General features: G+C 36.5%; 16 protein-coding genes. All 16 read left to right on the top strand.

The genetic code is table 11. The features are described from left to right. The first annotated feature begins 494 nt into the window (after positions 1 to 494). The 16 genes from pckA to nuoH all read left to right on the top strand — a co-directional run bounded on the left by pckA (position 495) and on the right by nuoH (position 15,878). Positions 495 to 2,090: a phosphoenolpyruvate carboxykinase (ATP) gene (gene pckA / locus H7U22_RS09555; protein ID WP_187071132.1), complete on the top strand. Its 1,596-nt coding sequence runs from the start codon at positions 495 to 497 to the stop codon at positions 2,088 to 2,090. Positions 2,091 to 2,389: 299 nt separating this feature from the next. Next, positions 2,390 to 3,220 (top strand): MotA/TolQ/ExbB proton channel family protein, encoded by an 831-nt coding sequence (locus tag H7U22_RS09550; protein ID WP_187071131.1) that lies wholly within the window; start codon positions 2,390 to 2,392, stop codon positions 3,218 to 3,220. 79 nt (positions 3,221 to 3,299) lie between these two features. Then, positions 3,300 to 3,914, top strand: a complete 615-nt coding sequence (locus tag H7U22_RS09545; RefSeq protein ID WP_187071130.1) for a biopolymer transporter ExbD — start codon at positions 3,300 to 3,302, stop codon at positions 3,912 to 3,914. A gap of 3 nt (positions 3,915 to 3,917) precedes the next feature. Further along, positions 3,918 to 4,421, top strand: coding sequence for an ExbD/TolR family protein (locus tag H7U22_RS09540; RefSeq protein WP_187071129.1), 504 nt, complete (start codon positions 3,918 to 3,920; stop codon positions 4,419 to 4,421). Between the two features lie 20 nt (positions 4,422 to 4,441). After that, positions 4,442 to 5,263: an energy transducer TonB gene (locus H7U22_RS09535; protein WP_187071128.1), complete on the top strand. Its 822-nt coding sequence runs from the start codon at positions 4,442 to 4,444 to the stop codon at positions 5,261 to 5,263. A 231-nt stretch (positions 5,264 to 5,494) separates the two neighbouring features. Further along, positions 5,495 to 6,397: a PstS family phosphate ABC transporter substrate-binding protein gene (locus tag H7U22_RS09530; protein ID WP_187071127.1), complete on the top strand. Its 903-nt coding sequence runs from the start codon at positions 5,495 to 5,497 to the stop codon at positions 6,395 to 6,397. A 148-nt stretch (positions 6,398 to 6,545) separates the two neighbouring features. After that, positions 6,546 to 8,255 carry a tetratricopeptide repeat protein gene (locus tag H7U22_RS09525; protein ID WP_187071126.1) on the top strand — a complete coding sequence of 570 codons (1,710 nt, stop codon included), beginning with the start codon at positions 6,546 to 6,548 and terminating at the stop codon, positions 8,253 to 8,255. Between the two features lie 85 nt (positions 8,256 to 8,340). Beyond that, on the top strand, positions 8,341 to 8,712 hold the full coding sequence (locus tag H7U22_RS09520; RefSeq protein ID WP_187071125.1) for an NADH-quinone oxidoreductase subunit A: 372 nt from the start codon (positions 8,341 to 8,343) through the stop codon (positions 8,710 to 8,712). Positions 8,713 to 8,903: 191 nt separating this feature from the next. After that, positions 8,904 to 9,446: an NADH-quinone oxidoreductase subunit B gene (locus H7U22_RS09515; protein WP_029282020.1), complete on the top strand. Its 543-nt coding sequence runs from the start codon at positions 8,904 to 8,906 to the stop codon at positions 9,444 to 9,446. After that, positions 9,446 to 9,946 carry an NADH-quinone oxidoreductase subunit C gene (locus tag H7U22_RS09510; protein WP_187071124.1) on the top strand — a complete coding sequence of 167 codons (501 nt, stop codon included), beginning with the start codon at positions 9,446 to 9,448 and terminating at the stop codon, positions 9,944 to 9,946. The genes H7U22_RS09515 and H7U22_RS09510 overlap by 1 nt, the downstream gene beginning before the upstream one ends. A 3-nt stretch (positions 9,947 to 9,949) precedes the next feature. Continuing rightward, positions 9,950 to 11,164 (top strand): NADH-quinone oxidoreductase subunit D, encoded by a 1,215-nt coding sequence (locus H7U22_RS09505; protein WP_187071123.1) that lies wholly within the window; start codon positions 9,950 to 9,952, stop codon positions 11,162 to 11,164. Then, positions 11,157 to 11,669 carry an NADH-quinone oxidoreductase subunit NuoE family protein gene (locus H7U22_RS09500; protein ID WP_187071122.1) on the top strand — a complete coding sequence of 171 codons (513 nt, stop codon included), beginning with the start codon at positions 11,157 to 11,159 and terminating at the stop codon, positions 11,667 to 11,669. The genes H7U22_RS09505 and H7U22_RS09500 overlap by 8 nt, the downstream gene beginning before the upstream one ends. A 74-nt stretch (positions 11,670 to 11,743) precedes the next feature. Next, positions 11,744 to 13,111 carry an NADH-quinone oxidoreductase subunit NuoF gene (nuoF, locus tag H7U22_RS09495; protein ID WP_187071121.1) on the top strand — a complete coding sequence of 456 codons (1,368 nt, stop codon included), beginning with the start codon at positions 11,744 to 11,746 and terminating at the stop codon, positions 13,109 to 13,111. A 91-nt stretch (positions 13,112 to 13,202) separates the two neighbouring features. Beyond that, positions 13,203 to 13,742: an ORF6N domain-containing protein gene (locus H7U22_RS09490; protein ID WP_187071120.1), complete on the top strand. Its 540-nt coding sequence runs from the start codon at positions 13,203 to 13,205 to the stop codon at positions 13,740 to 13,742. 70 nt (positions 13,743 to 13,812) lie between these two features. Then, entirely contained in the window at positions 13,813 to 14,823 is a 1,011-nt protein-coding gene (locus H7U22_RS09485) for a 2Fe-2S iron-sulfur cluster-binding protein (RefSeq protein WP_187071119.1), read from the top strand. Further along, entirely contained in the window at positions 14,823 to 15,878 is a 1,056-nt protein-coding gene (gene nuoH, locus H7U22_RS09480; RefSeq protein WP_187071118.1) for an NADH-quinone oxidoreductase subunit NuoH, read from the top strand. The genes H7U22_RS09485 and nuoH overlap by 1 nt, the downstream gene beginning before the upstream one ends. Positions 15,879 to 15,963 lie beyond the last annotated feature (85 nt).

Here is a 15,963-nt window from a genome sequence, read left to right as displayed (position 1 = left end):
CTGTAAGTTATAAAACTCTGAGGGGTATCCCCCTCTGGAGGGGGCAGGGGGAGGAATTTATTATTCAATTTCCCCATTGCTTTGTGTCTCACCGACCGAAACACGTTTTCACATTCCAGCCCTGTATGTTATAAAACTCCTAACCCTGCCCCCTCTGGAGGGGGCAGGGTTAGGAGTTATTATTCTATCTCTCCACCGGTTGGTGTTTTACCGACCGCAACAATAAGCTCTGTATGTTATAAAACTCTGAGGGGTATCCCCCTCTCGAGGGGGCAGGGGGAGGAATTTTTATTTCCCCTCTCATCCACCAAAATAATACGCGGGCTTAGTGTATAAAACAAAAATATTTTGACCTTAAATATTGTATTTAATTACCTAATAATAAGAAAGTTAAGTATTAGTGTATTTGGTACAATATGTAAATAATTACTAGAAAAAGCTAGTTTTTATGAGTGATAAGTCTTTACCTTTGCATCACTAACTAACTTATTGTTATGAGCAAAAAGAAACTGCAAACGCCAGATTTAAGCTATTTAAATCTAGGCGAGAACATTGCTGTAAAGTACCAACTATCATCCCCAGAATTAGTTGAAGAAGCGTTAAACAATAAGGAAGGCAATTTGACGTCTTCCGGAGCTTTAGCGATTGATACAGGAAAATTTACGGGTCGTTCTCCAAAAGATCGATTTATTGTGAATGATGACATTACTGAAAGCACCGTGTGGTGGGGCGATGTAAATATCAAAATCAGTCCAGAAAAATTTGATGCATTATATAATAAGGTAACTAACTATTTAAAAGACAAAACAATCTATGTTAGAGATTCGTCTGCATGCGCTGATGCCGATTATTCAATATCTATTAGGGTGGTAACCGAAACAGCTTATCAAAATCTTTTCGCAAACAACTTATTTATTCGTCCAGAGGAAAGCAGCTTGGGAGAAAATCCAGAATGGACAATCATCGCTGCACCAGGCTTTTTGGCCAATCCGTTGATAGATGGAACGAGACAAGAAAACTTTTCGATCTTAAATTTTACCAAAAAAATTATTTTAATCGGTGGAACAGGCTACACAGGCGAAATTAAAAAGGGAATTTTCTCTGTACTCAACTTTATCCTTCCGATTTACAAAAACACACTTTCTATGCATTGCTCAGCCAATGTTGGCGAAGCTGGAGACACCGCAATCTTTTTTGGCCTCTCAGGAACAGGGAAAACTACGCTGTCAGCAGATCCGAAAAGAGGCTTAATAGGCGATGATGAACATGGATGGGGAAAGGATTCTGTTTTTAATTTTGAAGGCGGTTGCTACGCAAAGTGTGTCGATTTAACCCAAGAAAAAGAACCACAGATTTTTAATGCGATTAAATTTGGATCGTTATTAGAAAACACCAATTTTTTCCCAGCTACTAGAGAAGTAGATTTTTCCAATATTGATAAAACAGAAAATACCCGAGTAGCTTATCCTATAGAATATATTGACAATGCAATTTTGCCATCAGTGGCGCCTGTTCCAAAAAATATATTTTTTTTAACGGCTGATGCTTTTGGTGTTTTGCCCCCAATTTCCAAATTAAATGTAGAGCAAGCTATGTTTCATTTTATGAGTGGCTATACCGCAAAGGTTGCAGGTACCGAGGCAGGCATAACTGAACCTCAATTAACTTTCTCAGCATGTTTTGGAAAAGCTTTTCTCCCGTTGCACCCATCGAAATATGCAGAATTACTTGGCGAAAAAATGCAAAAGCATCAAGTAAATGTTTGGTTGGTTAATACAGGTTGGAGTGGCGGTGCTTACGGAGTTGGTAAGCGAATGAAATTAAGTTATACGAGAGCGATGATCACTGCAGCATTAAACGGAGATTTGGATCATAATAAATATAAAGAGCACCATGTTTTTAAATTAATGATGCCTTTACATTGCCCTAACGTTCCGAGTGAAATTCTAGACCCATCCAAAACCTGGGATAATCAAGAAGAATACTTCCAAAAAGCCTACGAGCTGAATAAGGCGTTTTCGGAAAATTTGAAGCAGTTTGACAAGGCAAATACCCAAAAGTTACACGAGAAAGAGTTAAAATTGTGTTAAATGCACTTTAAAATGCATTTTTTACTCCAAAAATTTGCAATTAGATTTTTTTTTAGTTTTTATTGTGAAAGAATTGCCTCCGGCTGAGGCAATTTTTTTGTTATACACCCTTGGTGATTACCGTAAACTAAATCTTAAGTAACGATTTAATTGTTTATTGATTTATTAATTTGTAATTTAAAATCAATTTATAAATTTGTTTTTCGCAACAAAATCAGATGAGAAACGTTGTGTGTAGTACAAAAGAAAAAAACAGCTAAAAATTAAAAACAAGAACTAAAACTAAAAATTAAAAAAAAATGGCAAACGCACCAAAACCAACAACTGTTAAAAAAGAGAGCTCTTCTAGTGCTTCAAATTTGTTTTCAACATTCGTTATTCCAATCTGTATCGTAATTGGATTCTGTGTTTGGAGATTCGTATTCGGAGAAGGAAGCAACTTTATCGACGGTGACAGAGAGAAATTACCATTAGCTGGAAACTATCTAGGAACAGCATACAAAGGAGGTCCTATCGTAGCGATCTTAGTAGGATTACTTTTAGTAGTAATCGTTTTCTCTATAGAGCGTTTCATCGTAATCGGTAAAGCAAGCGGAAAATCTAGCTTAGATACTTTCATTCGTAAAGTACAAGGTTTATTAAGCGCAGGAAACATCGACGCTGCTAAAGCTGAGTGTGACAAACAACAAGGTTCAGTTGCTAACGTAATTAAATCTGGTTTGAAAAAATATAGCGAAGTTGAAGCTGACACAAATATGGATGTTGAGCAATCAATCGTTGCAATCCAAAAAGAGGTAGAAGAAGCAACTGCTTTAGAAATGCCAATGTTAGAGCAAAACTTAACTGTAATCGCTACTCTAGTATCAATCGGTACGTTAGTAGGTTTATTAGGTACAGTAACAGGTATGATCCGTGCATTCGCCGGTTTAGCAAACTCTGGTGCTCCAGATCAATCAGCATTAGCGGTAGGTATCTCTGAGGCACTTATCAATACTGCAACTGGTATCTTGGTATCTACTGTAGCAATTATCATGTATAACATATTAACTTCTAAAATTGACAAGTTAACTTATGCTATCGATGAGGCTGGTTTCAGCATCGTTCAAACATACGCTAGTTCGCATAAATAAGAATTTTGAAAAAATTTTTACCGGCTTTATGGAAAACCGGAAAAAAGATCATCATTATTAAAAACTAGTAATTTATATTATGCCTAGAATAAAAGTTAAAAGAACAAGTACCGTAACAGATATGACTGCCATGTGTGATGTGGCATCGTTGTTACTTACTTTCTTCATCTTAACTGCAACTGCAAGGCAACCAGAACCACTAGCTGTACAAACCCCCTCATCTACGTATGAGTTTAAGGTGCCAGCAGAAAATAACGCAATTTTAACAATTGGTCAGGGTCAGGTTTTCTTTGAAGTAGCAGGTAATAAAGTTAGGGCCAGAACCTTAGAGCTAATTGGTAAACAATACAATATTGATTTTACCCCGGTTGAAATACAACGTTTTTCAGTAATCTCAACTTTTGGTGTACCAGTTTCAGATCTGAAAAAGTTTATTGCAATGTCTGGATCAGACAGGATGAAAAAAGGAGTGCAAACAGGTATCCCTACAGATTCAACTGATAACCAGTTAAATTCTTGGGTATTACAAGCTCGTACCGCAACAGCCGAGATTAATCAACAGCCGATGCGTGTGAGTATTAAAGGTGATGCCAAAGAGGAGTATCCTGTAATTAAAAAGATTATTGATGTTCTTCAGAAACAAAAAGTGAACAAATTTTTGTTAGTTACAAACTCTGAAGCTAAAAAGAAATAAGAAATGGCAGAATTAAACACAGGCGGGAAGAAGGCCACACCAAGGGTTGATATGACTCCAATGGTAGATTTGATGTTTCTTTTGGTTACATTCTTTATTTTAACAACATCAATATCTACGCCTCAAGCAATGGATATCGTGAAGCCAGATAAGGATGAGAAAAACGAAAATAGATTAGAGTTGAAAGCTTCAAAAACCATGACTATCTTATTGGGTAAAAAAGATAAAGTAGCGTGGTATATGGGCGAAGCTGGTAAAACAGCTCCAACCTATGAAAGCTTATCTCAAGTTGATAAAGCAATCATCACAAACAGAAAAGTTGCTGATGCATCTGGAATTAAGGGGGAGTTTGTTGTTTTGATAAAACCAACCAGCGGATCTACATTCCAAAACTTTGTTGATATTATGGATGAATTGGAAATATTAAAGGTAAAAGTTCGTCAGATTGATGATGATAATATCCTTGATTCCGAAAAAGAGTCGATGAAATCTCAAGGTATTTTATAATAAAGTTAAACTCAATAATCATGTCAAAATTAGATATATTTAGAAGTGAGTGGCTTGAAGTAGTTTTTGCTAATAAAAACAAAAGCTATGGTGCTTACCAATTGCGTAAGACCAATGGAGCCAATACGACTAGGGCTTTGATTATCGGTTCAGTAATCTTTCTTGTTTTATTTTTCTCACCAAAAATCTATAGCCTAATCAAAGGCTCAATGGATAATCAAGATGAGCAATTAAAAGCGCAGGAAGTAATTATCGCTCTACCGCCCCCAGTTGATCCAAAAACCCCACCACCACCACCAGTAGAACCACCGCCACCAAAAGTGGATCAGGTAAAAATGCCACCTCCAATCGTTAAGCCAGATGAGCAAGTACGTGATGAGGAACCACCAACTGTAGAAAAGTTGAAGGAAGCAGATCCTGGTCAAAGAGATATTAAAGGTGATCCAACAGCAGATATTCAAATTGCTGAACCTGTTGGAGAAGGACCTAAAAGAGAAGCTGCAGTTGCTGTAGATGATAATAAAGTTTATGACTTCGTTAGTATCGAGAAACAACCAGAATATCCAGGTGGTTTACCTAAATTTTACAAATATTTAAGTGGAGCAATTAAATACCCTCCAATGGCACAAGAAAACAACGTACAGGGTAAAGTATTTTTATCTTTCGTTGTAGAAAAAGATGGTAAACTAACAGACATTACAGTTACCCGCGGTTTGGGTAGTGGTACTGATGAAGAAGCTATCCGTGTATTAAAAGCAAGCCCACGATGGAACCCAGGTATCCAAAATGGTAAGCCGGTAAGGGTAAAATACAACATCAACGTAAACTTTACATTGAACTAATAGTAAATGTTAAATTTTGATATTTTTAAGCAAAAATCGCCTAAACAGCGGTTTTTGCTCATTTTAGGACTTATCATGTTTGTTTTCTACGTGATTTTAGGTTTGGCATTTATCTTTTGGAAAGGCCTTAACTTGAACATCCCTTACTACGGTAAGGTGGCAATTGGAATCTTTCTGATTATTTATGCTTTTATAAGACTATTAAGCCTGGGCAGGCGAGACTAATCATTGATGAGAAATATCCTTTTTATATTTATGTTGCTGGCTTTCGTTTCCTGCAAACGTAAAGCAAAACCCGAAGCGGTAAAAGAAACGCGTACCAGCGGAACTCTAAAAATTTTGGTTGATGAAAGTGTTGGCCCTATCATTCAAGAACAGATTAGTGTTTTTGGATTAGATTATCCACAGGCAAAATTTGAAACCATAATCAAGCCTGAAGAAAAATTATTGCCAGCTTTCCTAAATGATAGTGTTAGGGTAATTGTTTTGCCAAGAATGCTTACTAAACAGGAAGAAAAGTATTATAATCAGCGCAATATTAAAATCAATACATCACGCTTTGCAGTTGATGGGATAGCTTTAATTACCAACCAAGGCAATATTGATAGTACAATTACCGTTAAAGAAGTTATAGATATATTACAGGGGAAAACTTCAGATAAAAAATTGGTCTTTGATAACGCTTATTCAAGTACCTTTCAATACTTTAAACAATTGGCTAATATCAGCCAATTTCCGGCGAAAGGTGTTTACTCGAAAAGTTCTAGTAATGAAGTGATCAAGCTTATAGCTCAGGATAAGAATTTTATTGGTATTTTAGGCATGAATTGGATTACCGACCGAAATTCGAAGATGACAGATTACTTAAGTCAGATAAAAATTCTTGGGGTAAAGAACTTAAAAGGCAAGGTTGGCGACGATCAGTTTTATAAACCAACTCAGGATAATCTGATTAACGGAATCTATCCATTCCTTAGAAACGTAAATATTATAGATTGTGAAGGTAGAGATGGTTTAGGCACAGGATTTGCAACATGGTTAAGAAGTCAGAGAGGACAGTTAATTGTACTTAAATCTGGACTGGGGCCACATAAATTAATGCCTAGAGAAATTAACTTAACAAAAGAAAAATAATTTATAAATTGAACCACGAAGTATTTAATAAATGCTTCAAATTTTAGAGATAAGAAATACCAAGTGAAGGTTGGAAGCGCAACAAGAAGAGAAAAGAACCATGGCCCTTTCAAAATTCATTACCATTAAAAAACAAAAATTAAATCCAATGAAAATTTCAAAGAAAGCAATAACCTTAAATGTAGGTTTAGTGTTGATGGGTTCTGCAGTTTTTGCTCAAAATTTAAGCGACGCGAAAAAAGCCATTGACGCTGAACAGTATCAGAAAGCATCATCAATGCTTAAATCATTGGTGAGCTCACAAGCAACAAACGGCGAAAATTATTATAACCTTGGTTTGGTTTATTTAAAAACCGGTTATATTGATTCGGCTAGAGCAGTTTTTACCAAAGGAGTTACTGCTGATGCTAAAAATAACTTAAACCTAATTGGTTTGGGCGAAGCTGATATGTTATCAAACAATCCAACATCGGCAAAAACTAATTTTGATAAAGCAGTTGCCTTAGCGCCAAAAGATTACAAAACTTATTTGAATATAGGTAAAGCTTATTTGGCTCAAGATAAGCCAACTGAGGATGTTTCTAAACCAGATTTCACTAATGCTTTGGCTAATATTACAAAAGCAGATGAGTTGGATTCTAAAGATAAAGATGGAGATGTTTTCTTAGCACAAGGCGACGCTTATGCTTTGCAAAAAAAGAATTCTGAAGCATTAGGTCCATACATGAGAGTTGGTGATGTTGATCCAACAAACAGAAGAGCTAAAACTCAAATTGGTAAAATGTACAAAGAGTCTAGAGCTTTTCCTGAGGGTGAAAAAGAATTACAAGATGTAATTGCTGCTGATCCAAATTATGGACCTGCTTACCGTGAATTAGGCGAGCTTTACTTACAGTGGAGTAGCTTTGGTACAGATCAAGAAAAAGCAAAAAAAGGTATTGAGAATTATAAAAAATATATGGATTTGACAGACAAATCTTTAGAATCTCAATTACGTTATGCTCAATTCTTGTTTTACGCAAAAGATTTCCAAACCTTAGAACAAGTTGCTACTTCATTACAAGTGCCAGCAGGTAGTACTAAGGGTGCAGTTGTAGATAGAATGAAAGGTTGGGCTGCTTATGAGAATAAAAATTATCCTCAAGCATTAACTTACTTAACGGAGTTCTTTGCTAAAGAAAAAGATAAAACAAAAATTTTAGGTAATGATTACCTTTATTTAGGAAAAGCTCAATTAAAAGCTGGTCAAGATAGTTTAGCAGTATTGAATATTATCGAAGCAGCTAAAATAGATTCAAATAATGCTGATGCATTAGCTGAAGCTGGTTTAGCTTTGATGAAAGCAAAAAAATATGCTAAATCCGCTGAGATTTATAACCTTGCAATTAAATATAATCCTAATGGTAAGGGTTCATTAACTAACTATTACTATTTAGGTCAGACTAGATTTTACGAGTCTTATTTCTTGCAAAAAGATAAAAAACCATTAAATACAACAGGTTTGGTAGAAGCAGATTCTGCATTAAGTCACTTAAATAAAGTATCTCCAGAATTCGCTTTGGGTTATTTTACAAGAGCAAGGATTGCCAACTTAATGGATGATAAAACAAGTCCAAAATATGCTTCGATCCCTTTCTTCGAAAAATATATAAGCTTGGTAAAACCAGAAGAAACTGCAAGTAATAAAAATAACTTAGTAGAATCTTACGATTATTTAGGTGCATACTATGCTGATAAAGACAAGCCAAAAGCGATAGATTTCTTAAACAAGAGTATCGCACTTGATCCGGCTGGTCCATTTGCAACAGCCAAGTTAAAAGAGCTTCAAGCTCCAGCTGCAAAAGGAAAAGGTAAATAATAATAATTCTAATTAATAATTTAGAAAAGGCAGAGTTTGGTTACTCTGCCTTTTTCTTTTACTTTTGCATCAGAAAATAAAGATTATGCAAGCGCAAAGTACAGCAATAGATTTTTTACCAATTATTTTTCAAGTAGTTGTTGCATTAGGTTTCGTAGTAACCACCTTGGTTGCTACTCACTTTTTAGGCCCAAAGCGTAAAACGAGTGACAAGTTAGAAACTTTTGAAGCTGGGGTAAAATCAGTCGGTAATGCCCGTCAACCATTCTCGATTAAATATTTCGTTGTTGCAATCCTATTCGTTCTTTTTGATGTTGAGGTAATTTTTATGTACCCTTGGGCTGTAAATTTTAGAGCTTTAAGAATGGATGGAATGATAGAAATGTTCATCTTCATGGGTACCCTATTACTTGGATTCATTTATGTAATCAAGAAAAAAGTTTTAGACTGGAACTAAGTTGGTAAGCAGTTTTTAATTATAATCATAAAATTCACACCGAAAACCGAAGTGTATCGCATACACTAACATAAAGTGCTTTAATTTATTTAGAAAGGTTCTAAATCGAGTTAAACTAGTTTATTTGCCTTTAAAATATTGTAAATTTGTTGCTCATTCTGCAAAGGGATGAGCATTTTTTGTTTATAAACATGAGTGAAATTAATATAGTTGATGCGCCTCCAGGAATAGAAGGATCTGGTTTCTTTGCCACTTCAATGGATAAAGTTATTGGTTTGGCACGCTCAAATTCATTATGGCCATTGCCTTTCGCAACTTCTTGTTGTGGAATTGAGTTTATGGCAACCATGGGTTCTCACTACGATTTAGGTCGTTTCGGTGCAGAACGTTTGAGTTTTTCTCCTCGTCAGGCAGATGTTTTAATGGTTATGGGTACTATCGCTAAAAAGATGGCGCCTGTATTAAAGCAAGTTTATATCCAAATGGCAGAGCCACGTTGGGTTATGGCTGTTGGGGCTTGTGCAAGTAGCGGAGGTATTTTTGATACTTATTCTGTTCTGCAAGGTATTGATGAAGTTATTCCTGTTGATGTTTATGTTCCGGGGTGCCCACCAAGACCAGAAGCAATTTTAGATGGTTTCCAACGCATTCAAGATTTAGTTAGAAACGAATCTGGAAGAAGAAGAAATTCTGATTATTATAAAGAACTTTTAGGTCAATACGGCATTAAATAATGGAAGAAACGACTCTAAATAACAATATCCTTGCAAAGCTTAGCGATAAGTTTGGTGAAAAAGTAACTGCTGTTTCTGAGCCTTATGGTATGCTAACTTTTGCAACAACCAAAGATGTTATTGTAAATGTTTTATCGTTCTTGAAAGAGGAATTAAAGTTTAACTTCTTAACTGATATAACTGCGGTTCATTATCCAGGTAAAGATCACGGCATTGCTGTTGTTTATCACTTGCATAATATGGTGGAGAAAGTTAGGATAAGAATCAAGGTTTTTATTTCTGAACAAAATCCTACAATCCCAACGGCAACAACTGTTTGGAAAGGTGCTAACTGGATGGAACGCGAAACTTACGATTTGTTCGGAGTTAAATTTGAAGGTCACCCAGATTTACGCCGTATTTTAAATATGGACGAGTTAGGTGTTCACCCAATGTTGAAACAATATCCATTGGAAGATCCGAATAGAGTAGATAAAAAAGACGAATTTTTTGGAAGGTAAAATATGAATCATAACCATCCGGTATTTACAGATAACGACCCGCAAAGTGAGCTGGTAACCTTAAATTTAGGTCCAACGCACCCTGCAACACACGGCGTTTTTCAAAACGTTTTGCAATTAGATGGCGAGCGTATTGTAAGCGGTGTTTCTACAATTGGATATATCCACCGTGCTTTCGAAAAAATTGCCGAACATCGCCCATTTTATCAAATTACTCCACTTACAGATCGTTTAAACTATTGCTCTTCGCCTATTAATAATATGGGCTGGCACATGACGGTTGAAAAGCTATTGAATATCCAAATGCCAAAACGCGTAGATTATCTTCGCGTAATTATCATGGAGCTTTCTAGGATTTCTGATCACATTATCTGCAATACGATTATTGGTCAAGATACTGGAGCAACCACCACCTTCCTTTACCTTTTTCAATTCCGTGAGCACATTTACGAAATTTTCGAAGAGGTTTGTGGTGCTCGTTTAACTACGAATATTGGTCGTATAGGTGGTTTTGAGAGAGATTTCAACGAAATTGCCTTTGCGAAAATCAATAAATTTTTAAAAGAATTTCCAGTAGCCTTAAGAGAGTTTGAAAACCTTTTAAGTCGCAACCGTATTTTCATAGATAGAACCGCTGGAGTTGCGGAAGTAACCAAAGAAACAGCATTAGAATATAGCTGGACTGGCCCACTTTTACGTGCGACTGGTGTAGATTATGATGTTCGTGTAAGCGATCCATATTCTTCTTATCAGGATTTCGATTTTGAAGTTCCGGTTGGAACTAGTGGTGATATTTATGATAGATACCTTGTTCGTAACGAAGAGATGTGGCAAAGTGTTCGCATTATCGAACAGGCTCTAGAAAAGATTAAATTAGAACCAAAAGGTATTTTTCACGCTGATGTGCCTGAGTTTTATCTTCCCCCAAAACAAGAAGTTTATAACAATATGGAGGCTTTAATTTATCACTTCAAAATTGTGATGGGTGAAATTGATGCGCCGAAAGCTGAAGTTTATCATGCTGTAGAGGGTGGAAATGGAGAATTGGGCTTCTATTTAATAAATGACGGCGGAAGAACACCTTATCGTTTACACTTCCGCAGACCAAGTTTTGTAAATTACCAAATGTTTGCGCCAATGAGCGAGGGTATGTTATTATCCGATGCCATTATCAACATGAGTAGTATGAATATTATTGCAGGAGAATTAGATGCTTAAAGTAGAAGAACAAACACCTGTAGTTTTCTCATCAGAGTTGCTTGCCAAATTTGATGATGTAATCACCCGTTATCCGGCAGATAAAAGTAAATCAGCTTTGCTACCATTATTGCATTTGGTGCAGGCAGAGTTTTTGTGGGTTAGTACTTCGGCAATGGATAAAGTTGCAGAATACTTAAAAATTCAGCCAATTGAAGTTTATGAAGTAGCTACTTTTTACAGTATGTATTTCTTAAAACCTCAAGGTAAATATGCAATGGAAGTTTGCCGTACCGGACCTTGTTGTTTAGTAGGCGCTGAAAAAATATTAGACCACTTGGAAAGCAAGTTAGGTGTTAAAGAGGGTGAAGTTACTGCCGATGGTTTATTCAGCTTTAGAGGAGTTGAATGTTTAGCCGCCTGTGGTTTTGGTCCGGTATTACAAATTAGTCCGGAATATACTTTCTACGAAAACCTAACTACCGAGAGTGTAGATAAATTGATTGAAGATTTAAAAAATAAATAACCCCCCGGCCCCCTGAAGGGGGAGTTTAATAACGAGGGGAAAAAGTCCCCTTTAGGGGATTTAGGGGTATAAAAATGAGTCGTAAATTATTACTTGAGCATATTAACGTACCAGGCATCAACATGCTTGAGGTCTATCGCCAAAAAGGTGGGTACCGTGCTGTGGAGAAAGCCCTTAAAACTTTAACACCTGAAGAGATTGTTGAAGAAGTTAAGAAATCTGGCTTACGCGGTCGTGGTGGTGCAGGTTTCCCAACGGGGATGAAATGGAGCTTTTTGGCTAAACCAGAAGGTGTTGCACGCTATTTGGTTTGTAATGCTGATGAATCTGAGCCAGGAACTTTCAAAGATCGTTACTTGATGACCTACATTCCTCATGCTTTAATTGAAGGGATGATTGTTGCCAGTTTTGCTTTAGGTGCAAAGGTTTCATACATCTACGTTCGTGGAGAAATGATGCCTCAAATCCGCATTTTAGAAAGAGCAATTGCTGAGGCTAAAGCTGCTGGTTGGTTAGGTAAAAATATATTAGGAACTGGTTACGATCTAGAATTATATGTTCAGCCAGGTGGTGGTGCTTACATTTGTGGTGAAGAAACTGCATTGTTAGAATCTCTTGAAGGTAAAAGAGGTAATCCAAGAATTAAACCACCATTTCCAGCAATCGCTGGTTTATATGGTTGTCCAACGGTAGTAAATAATGTCGAATCGATTGCTGCAGTTGTGCCAATTATTAATGACGGTGGCGAAGAGTATGCAAAAATAGGTATCGGTAGAAGTACAGGTACAAAATTAATATCAGCATCTGGTAATTTAGTTAAACCAGGTGTTTACGAAATCGAATTAGGTTTACCAGTTGAAGAATTTATCTATTCCGATGAATACTGTGGCGGTATTGCTAATGGTAAAAGATTAAAAGCAACGGTAGCAGGTGGTTCATCTGTTCCGGTTTTACCTGCAAACTTAACTTTAAAATATGCTAACGGCGAACCTCGTTTAATGAGTTATGAATCGTTATCAGAAGGTGGCTTTGCTACAGGGACCATGATGGGTTCTGGTGGTTTTATTGCTTTTGATGAGGACCAATGTATTGTTAGAAACACTTGGAACTTCGCCCGTTTTTATCATCACGAGAGTTGCGGACAATGTTCGCCTTGCCGTGAAGGTACTGGGTGGATGGAAAAAGTGTTGCATAAAATCGAACATGGTCATGGAAAAATGGAAGATGTTGATTTGTTGTGGGATATTCAACGTAAAATTGAAGGGAATACCATTTGCCCATTAGGTGATGCTGCAGCTTGGCCGGTGGCGAGTGCAATTCGTCACTTTAGAGATGAGTTTGAATGGCACATTAAAGAGCCTGTTAAGAGCCAGGCGCAAAACTATGGCATCGCAAATTATGCGGTGCCGATTGAGAAAGCTCCGGTAACGGAAGAAAAATAATAATTGGTTTGTGATAACGACAAACTATATAAATCTTAAGGTCACAAATTGTGACCTTAAGAACTTAATTTAACAATGGAAATATATGTAAATGAAAGAAGAAATATCATCAATAATCATCCCCAACGAAGTAATAGTTAATAAAATATATCTTTTTAGAGGAGTTAAGGTGATGTTAGATTCTGATTTGGCAGAGCTCTTTGGCGTCGAAACTAGGCAGCTTAAACAACAAGTTAGAAGAAATATAGAGCGTTTTCCGGAACACTTTATGTTTGAATTAACTAAAGAAGAAAATGAAGTTCTAAGATCACAATTTGTGACCTTAGAGAAAGGAAAGTACTCAAAATATCTCCCGTTCGCTTTTAGTGAACATGGTATTTTGCAACTATCAAATGTTTTAAAAAGTAAACGAGCGATAGAAGTGAGTATTAAAATAATAGATGTGTTTGTACAACTTAGAACAATGGTTTTGAGTAACACAGAAATAAGATTAGAAGTAGAGAAGATTAAAAAGAAAGTGAATAATCAGGATAAAAATATCGAAGTTATATTCAGATATTTTGATGAACTATTGGAACAAAAAGCGCAACCAAGAAAAGAAATTGGTTATAAAATTTCTAAAGAAAATTAAATATAAAGGATTGCTTCATGCCTCTCAATGACGGTATTAAGCATAAAAAAACAAAAGATTATCATTAACCATGAGTGAAAAAGTTAAGGTTACGATAGATGGAATAACAGTAGAGGTTGATAACGGAACCACTATCCTAAATGCTGCAAGGCAAATTGGAGGTGATGTCGTTCCGCCAGCAATGTGCTATTATTCTAAGTTAGAGGGCAGTGGTGGTAAGTGCCGTACCTGTATTGTTAAGGTAACAAAGGGTTCGGAAAAAGATCCACGCCCGATGCCAAAATTGGTAGCTTCTTGCCGTACAACTGTAATGGATGGTATGGAAGTGCTTAACATTACTTCACCAGAAGTTTTGGAAGCACGTGCAGGTGTGGTTGAAATTTTATTAATTAACCATCCATTAGATTGCCCTGTTTGCGACCAAGCGGGTGAATGTGATTTGCAAAATTTAGGTTACGAGCATGGCTTGCAGAAAACCCGTTATGAGTTTGAGCGTCGTACTTTTGACCGTATTGATATTGGAGATAAAATTCAATTACACATGAATCGTTGTATTCTGTGCTATCGTTGTGTTTTCACTGCAGATCAAATTACAAATAAACGTGTTCATGGTATTTTAAACCGTGGCGATCATTCAGAAATTTCTACTTATATCCAAACAGCTGTTGATAACGATTTCTCAGGAAACGTAATCGATGTTTGTCCTGTAGGTGCTTTAACCGATAAAACTTTCCGTTTTAAAAACCGCGTTTGGTTTACCAAGCCAGTTGATGCACACCGCGATTGCGACCACGAAAAGTGCAATGGTAAAGTAACACTTTGGTATAAAGGAGAAGATGTTTTACGTGTTACTGCTCGTAAAGATCAATTCGGAGAAGTAGAAGAATTTATCTGTAATACCTGTCGTTTCGATAAAAAAGCAACTTCAGATTGGGTTATAGAGCACCCAACCCATATTGATGATACTTCGGTAATTGCCTCTAACCATTACGAAACATTAAAACCTTTGTATGTTATTCAGCCTAACCAAGCTTTACAAGATGCAAATGAAGTTGAATTACATAAAACAGTTAAATACTAATGGATAGCGGTTTTGTTATAGAAAAATTTATTCTTGTTGCTATCATTTTCGGCATCAGTTTAGTAATTGCAATGTATTCTACCTACGCAGAGCGTAAAGTTGCAGCGTTTTTACAAGATCGTTTGGGGCCAGATAGAGCAGGTCCTTTCGGTATTTTGCAACCCTTGGCTGATGGATTAAAAATGTTCATGAAAGAGGAAATTATTCCGACAACATCGAGCAAATGGTTATTCATCGCTGGCCCTGGTTTAGCATTGCTTTGCGCCTGTATTGGTACCGCTGTTATTCCTTGGGGAAGTCCAATGGTAATAGGCGGTAAAGTTGTTCCGCTACAGGTTTCTGATATTAATGTTGGTGTTTTATACATTTTCGGTGTTGTTTCATTAGGTGTTTATGGCGTAATGATCGGCGGTTGGGCATCAAATAATAAATACTCTTTATTAAGTGCAATTAGAGCTGCATCACAAAATATCAGTTATGAAATTGCAATGGGCTTATCTATCATTGCCTTACTTCTACTTTCCAATACCCTAAGTTTAAAAACAATAGTTGAACAACAGCATGGTTTTTGGAAAGATGGCTGGTTTACTTGGTATTTCTTTAAACAACCTTTAGGATTTTTAATCTTCATGGTATGTGCCTTTGCTGAAACTAATCGTGCTCCATTCGATTTGCCTGAATGCGAAACGGAATTAATTGGTGGTTATCATACAGAGTATTCATCAATGAAATTAGGTTTTTACCTTTTTGCTGAGTACATCAATATGTTCGTTTCATCAGCAGTAATGGCTACCTTATATTTTGGTGGTTATAACTATCCAGGTATGGATTGGGTGGCGACACAATTAGGAACAACATGGGCTCCTTTAGTTGGAACAGCAGTTTTATTTGGTAAAATATTCTTTTTCATCTTTTTCTTTATGTGGGTACGTTGGACAATCCCTCGTTTCCGCTATGATCAGTTGATGAATTTAGGCTGGAGAGGTTTAATCCCTTTGGCAATTGCCAACATTATAATAACAGGAATTGTGATTGCGATTATTGAGAAGTTTTAGCCCCCGACCCCCAAAGGGGGAGGGCAAAGCGGAAAAACAAAGTTTAAAAACCATTAAGGTTTATACATAGATTTACACATGCATT

Origin of the sequence: Pedobacter fastidiosus, assembly GCF_014306625.1 — a bacterium.
GTDB lineage: Bacteria > Bacteroidota > Bacteroidia > Sphingobacteriales > Sphingobacteriaceae > Pedobacter > Pedobacter fastidiosus.
This window is presented reverse-complemented; position numbering and strand designations above follow the sequence as displayed.

What these genes read in the sequence shown, in the direction of transcription:
- H7U22_RS09505 (WP_187071123.1), top strand. Translation starts at nt 9,950, where the DNA reads ATGAATCATAACCATCCGGTATTTACAGATAACGACCCGCAAAGTGAG.
- H7U22_RS09540 (WP_187071129.1), top strand. Translation starts at nt 3,918, where the DNA reads ATGGCAGAATTAAACACAGGCGGGAAGAAGGCCACACCAAGGGTTGAT.
- H7U22_RS09525 (WP_187071126.1), top strand. Translation starts at nt 6,546, where the DNA reads ATGAAAATTTCAAAGAAAGCAATAACCTTAAATGTAGGTTTAGTGTTG.
- H7U22_RS09510 (WP_187071124.1), top strand. Translation starts at nt 9,446, where the DNA reads ATGGAAGAAACGACTCTAAATAACAATATCCTTGCAAAGCTTAGCGAT.
- pckA (WP_187071132.1), top strand. Translation starts at nt 495, where the DNA reads ATGAGCAAAAAGAAACTGCAAACGCCAGATTTAAGCTATTTAAATCTA.
- nuoF (WP_187071121.1), top strand. Translation starts at nt 11,744, where the DNA reads ATGAGTCGTAAATTATTACTTGAGCATATTAACGTACCAGGCATCAAC.
- H7U22_RS09490 (WP_187071120.1), top strand. Translation starts at nt 13,203, where the DNA reads ATGAAAGAAGAAATATCATCAATAATCATCCCCAACGAAGTAATAGTT.
- H7U22_RS09530 (WP_187071127.1), top strand. Translation starts at nt 5,495, where the DNA reads ATGAGAAATATCCTTTTTATATTTATGTTGCTGGCTTTCGTTTCCTGC.
- H7U22_RS09515 (WP_029282020.1), top strand. Translation starts at nt 8,904, where the DNA reads ATGAGTGAAATTAATATAGTTGATGCGCCTCCAGGAATAGAAGGATCT.
- H7U22_RS09485 (WP_187071119.1), top strand. Translation starts at nt 13,813, where the DNA reads ATGAGTGAAAAAGTTAAGGTTACGATAGATGGAATAACAGTAGAGGTT.
- H7U22_RS09545 (WP_187071130.1), top strand. Translation starts at nt 3,300, where the DNA reads ATGCCTAGAATAAAAGTTAAAAGAACAAGTACCGTAACAGATATGACT.
- H7U22_RS09500 (WP_187071122.1), top strand. Translation starts at nt 11,157, where the DNA reads ATGCTTAAAGTAGAAGAACAAACACCTGTAGTTTTCTCATCAGAGTTG.
- nuoH (WP_187071118.1), top strand. Translation starts at nt 14,823, where the DNA reads ATGGATAGCGGTTTTGTTATAGAAAAATTTATTCTTGTTGCTATCATT.
- H7U22_RS09520 (WP_187071125.1), top strand. Translation starts at nt 8,341, where the DNA reads ATGCAAGCGCAAAGTACAGCAATAGATTTTTTACCAATTATTTTTCAA.
- H7U22_RS09550 (WP_187071131.1), top strand. Translation starts at nt 2,390, where the DNA reads ATGGCAAACGCACCAAAACCAACAACTGTTAAAAAAGAGAGCTCTTCT.
- H7U22_RS09535 (WP_187071128.1), top strand. Translation starts at nt 4,442, where the DNA reads ATGTCAAAATTAGATATATTTAGAAGTGAGTGGCTTGAAGTAGTTTTT.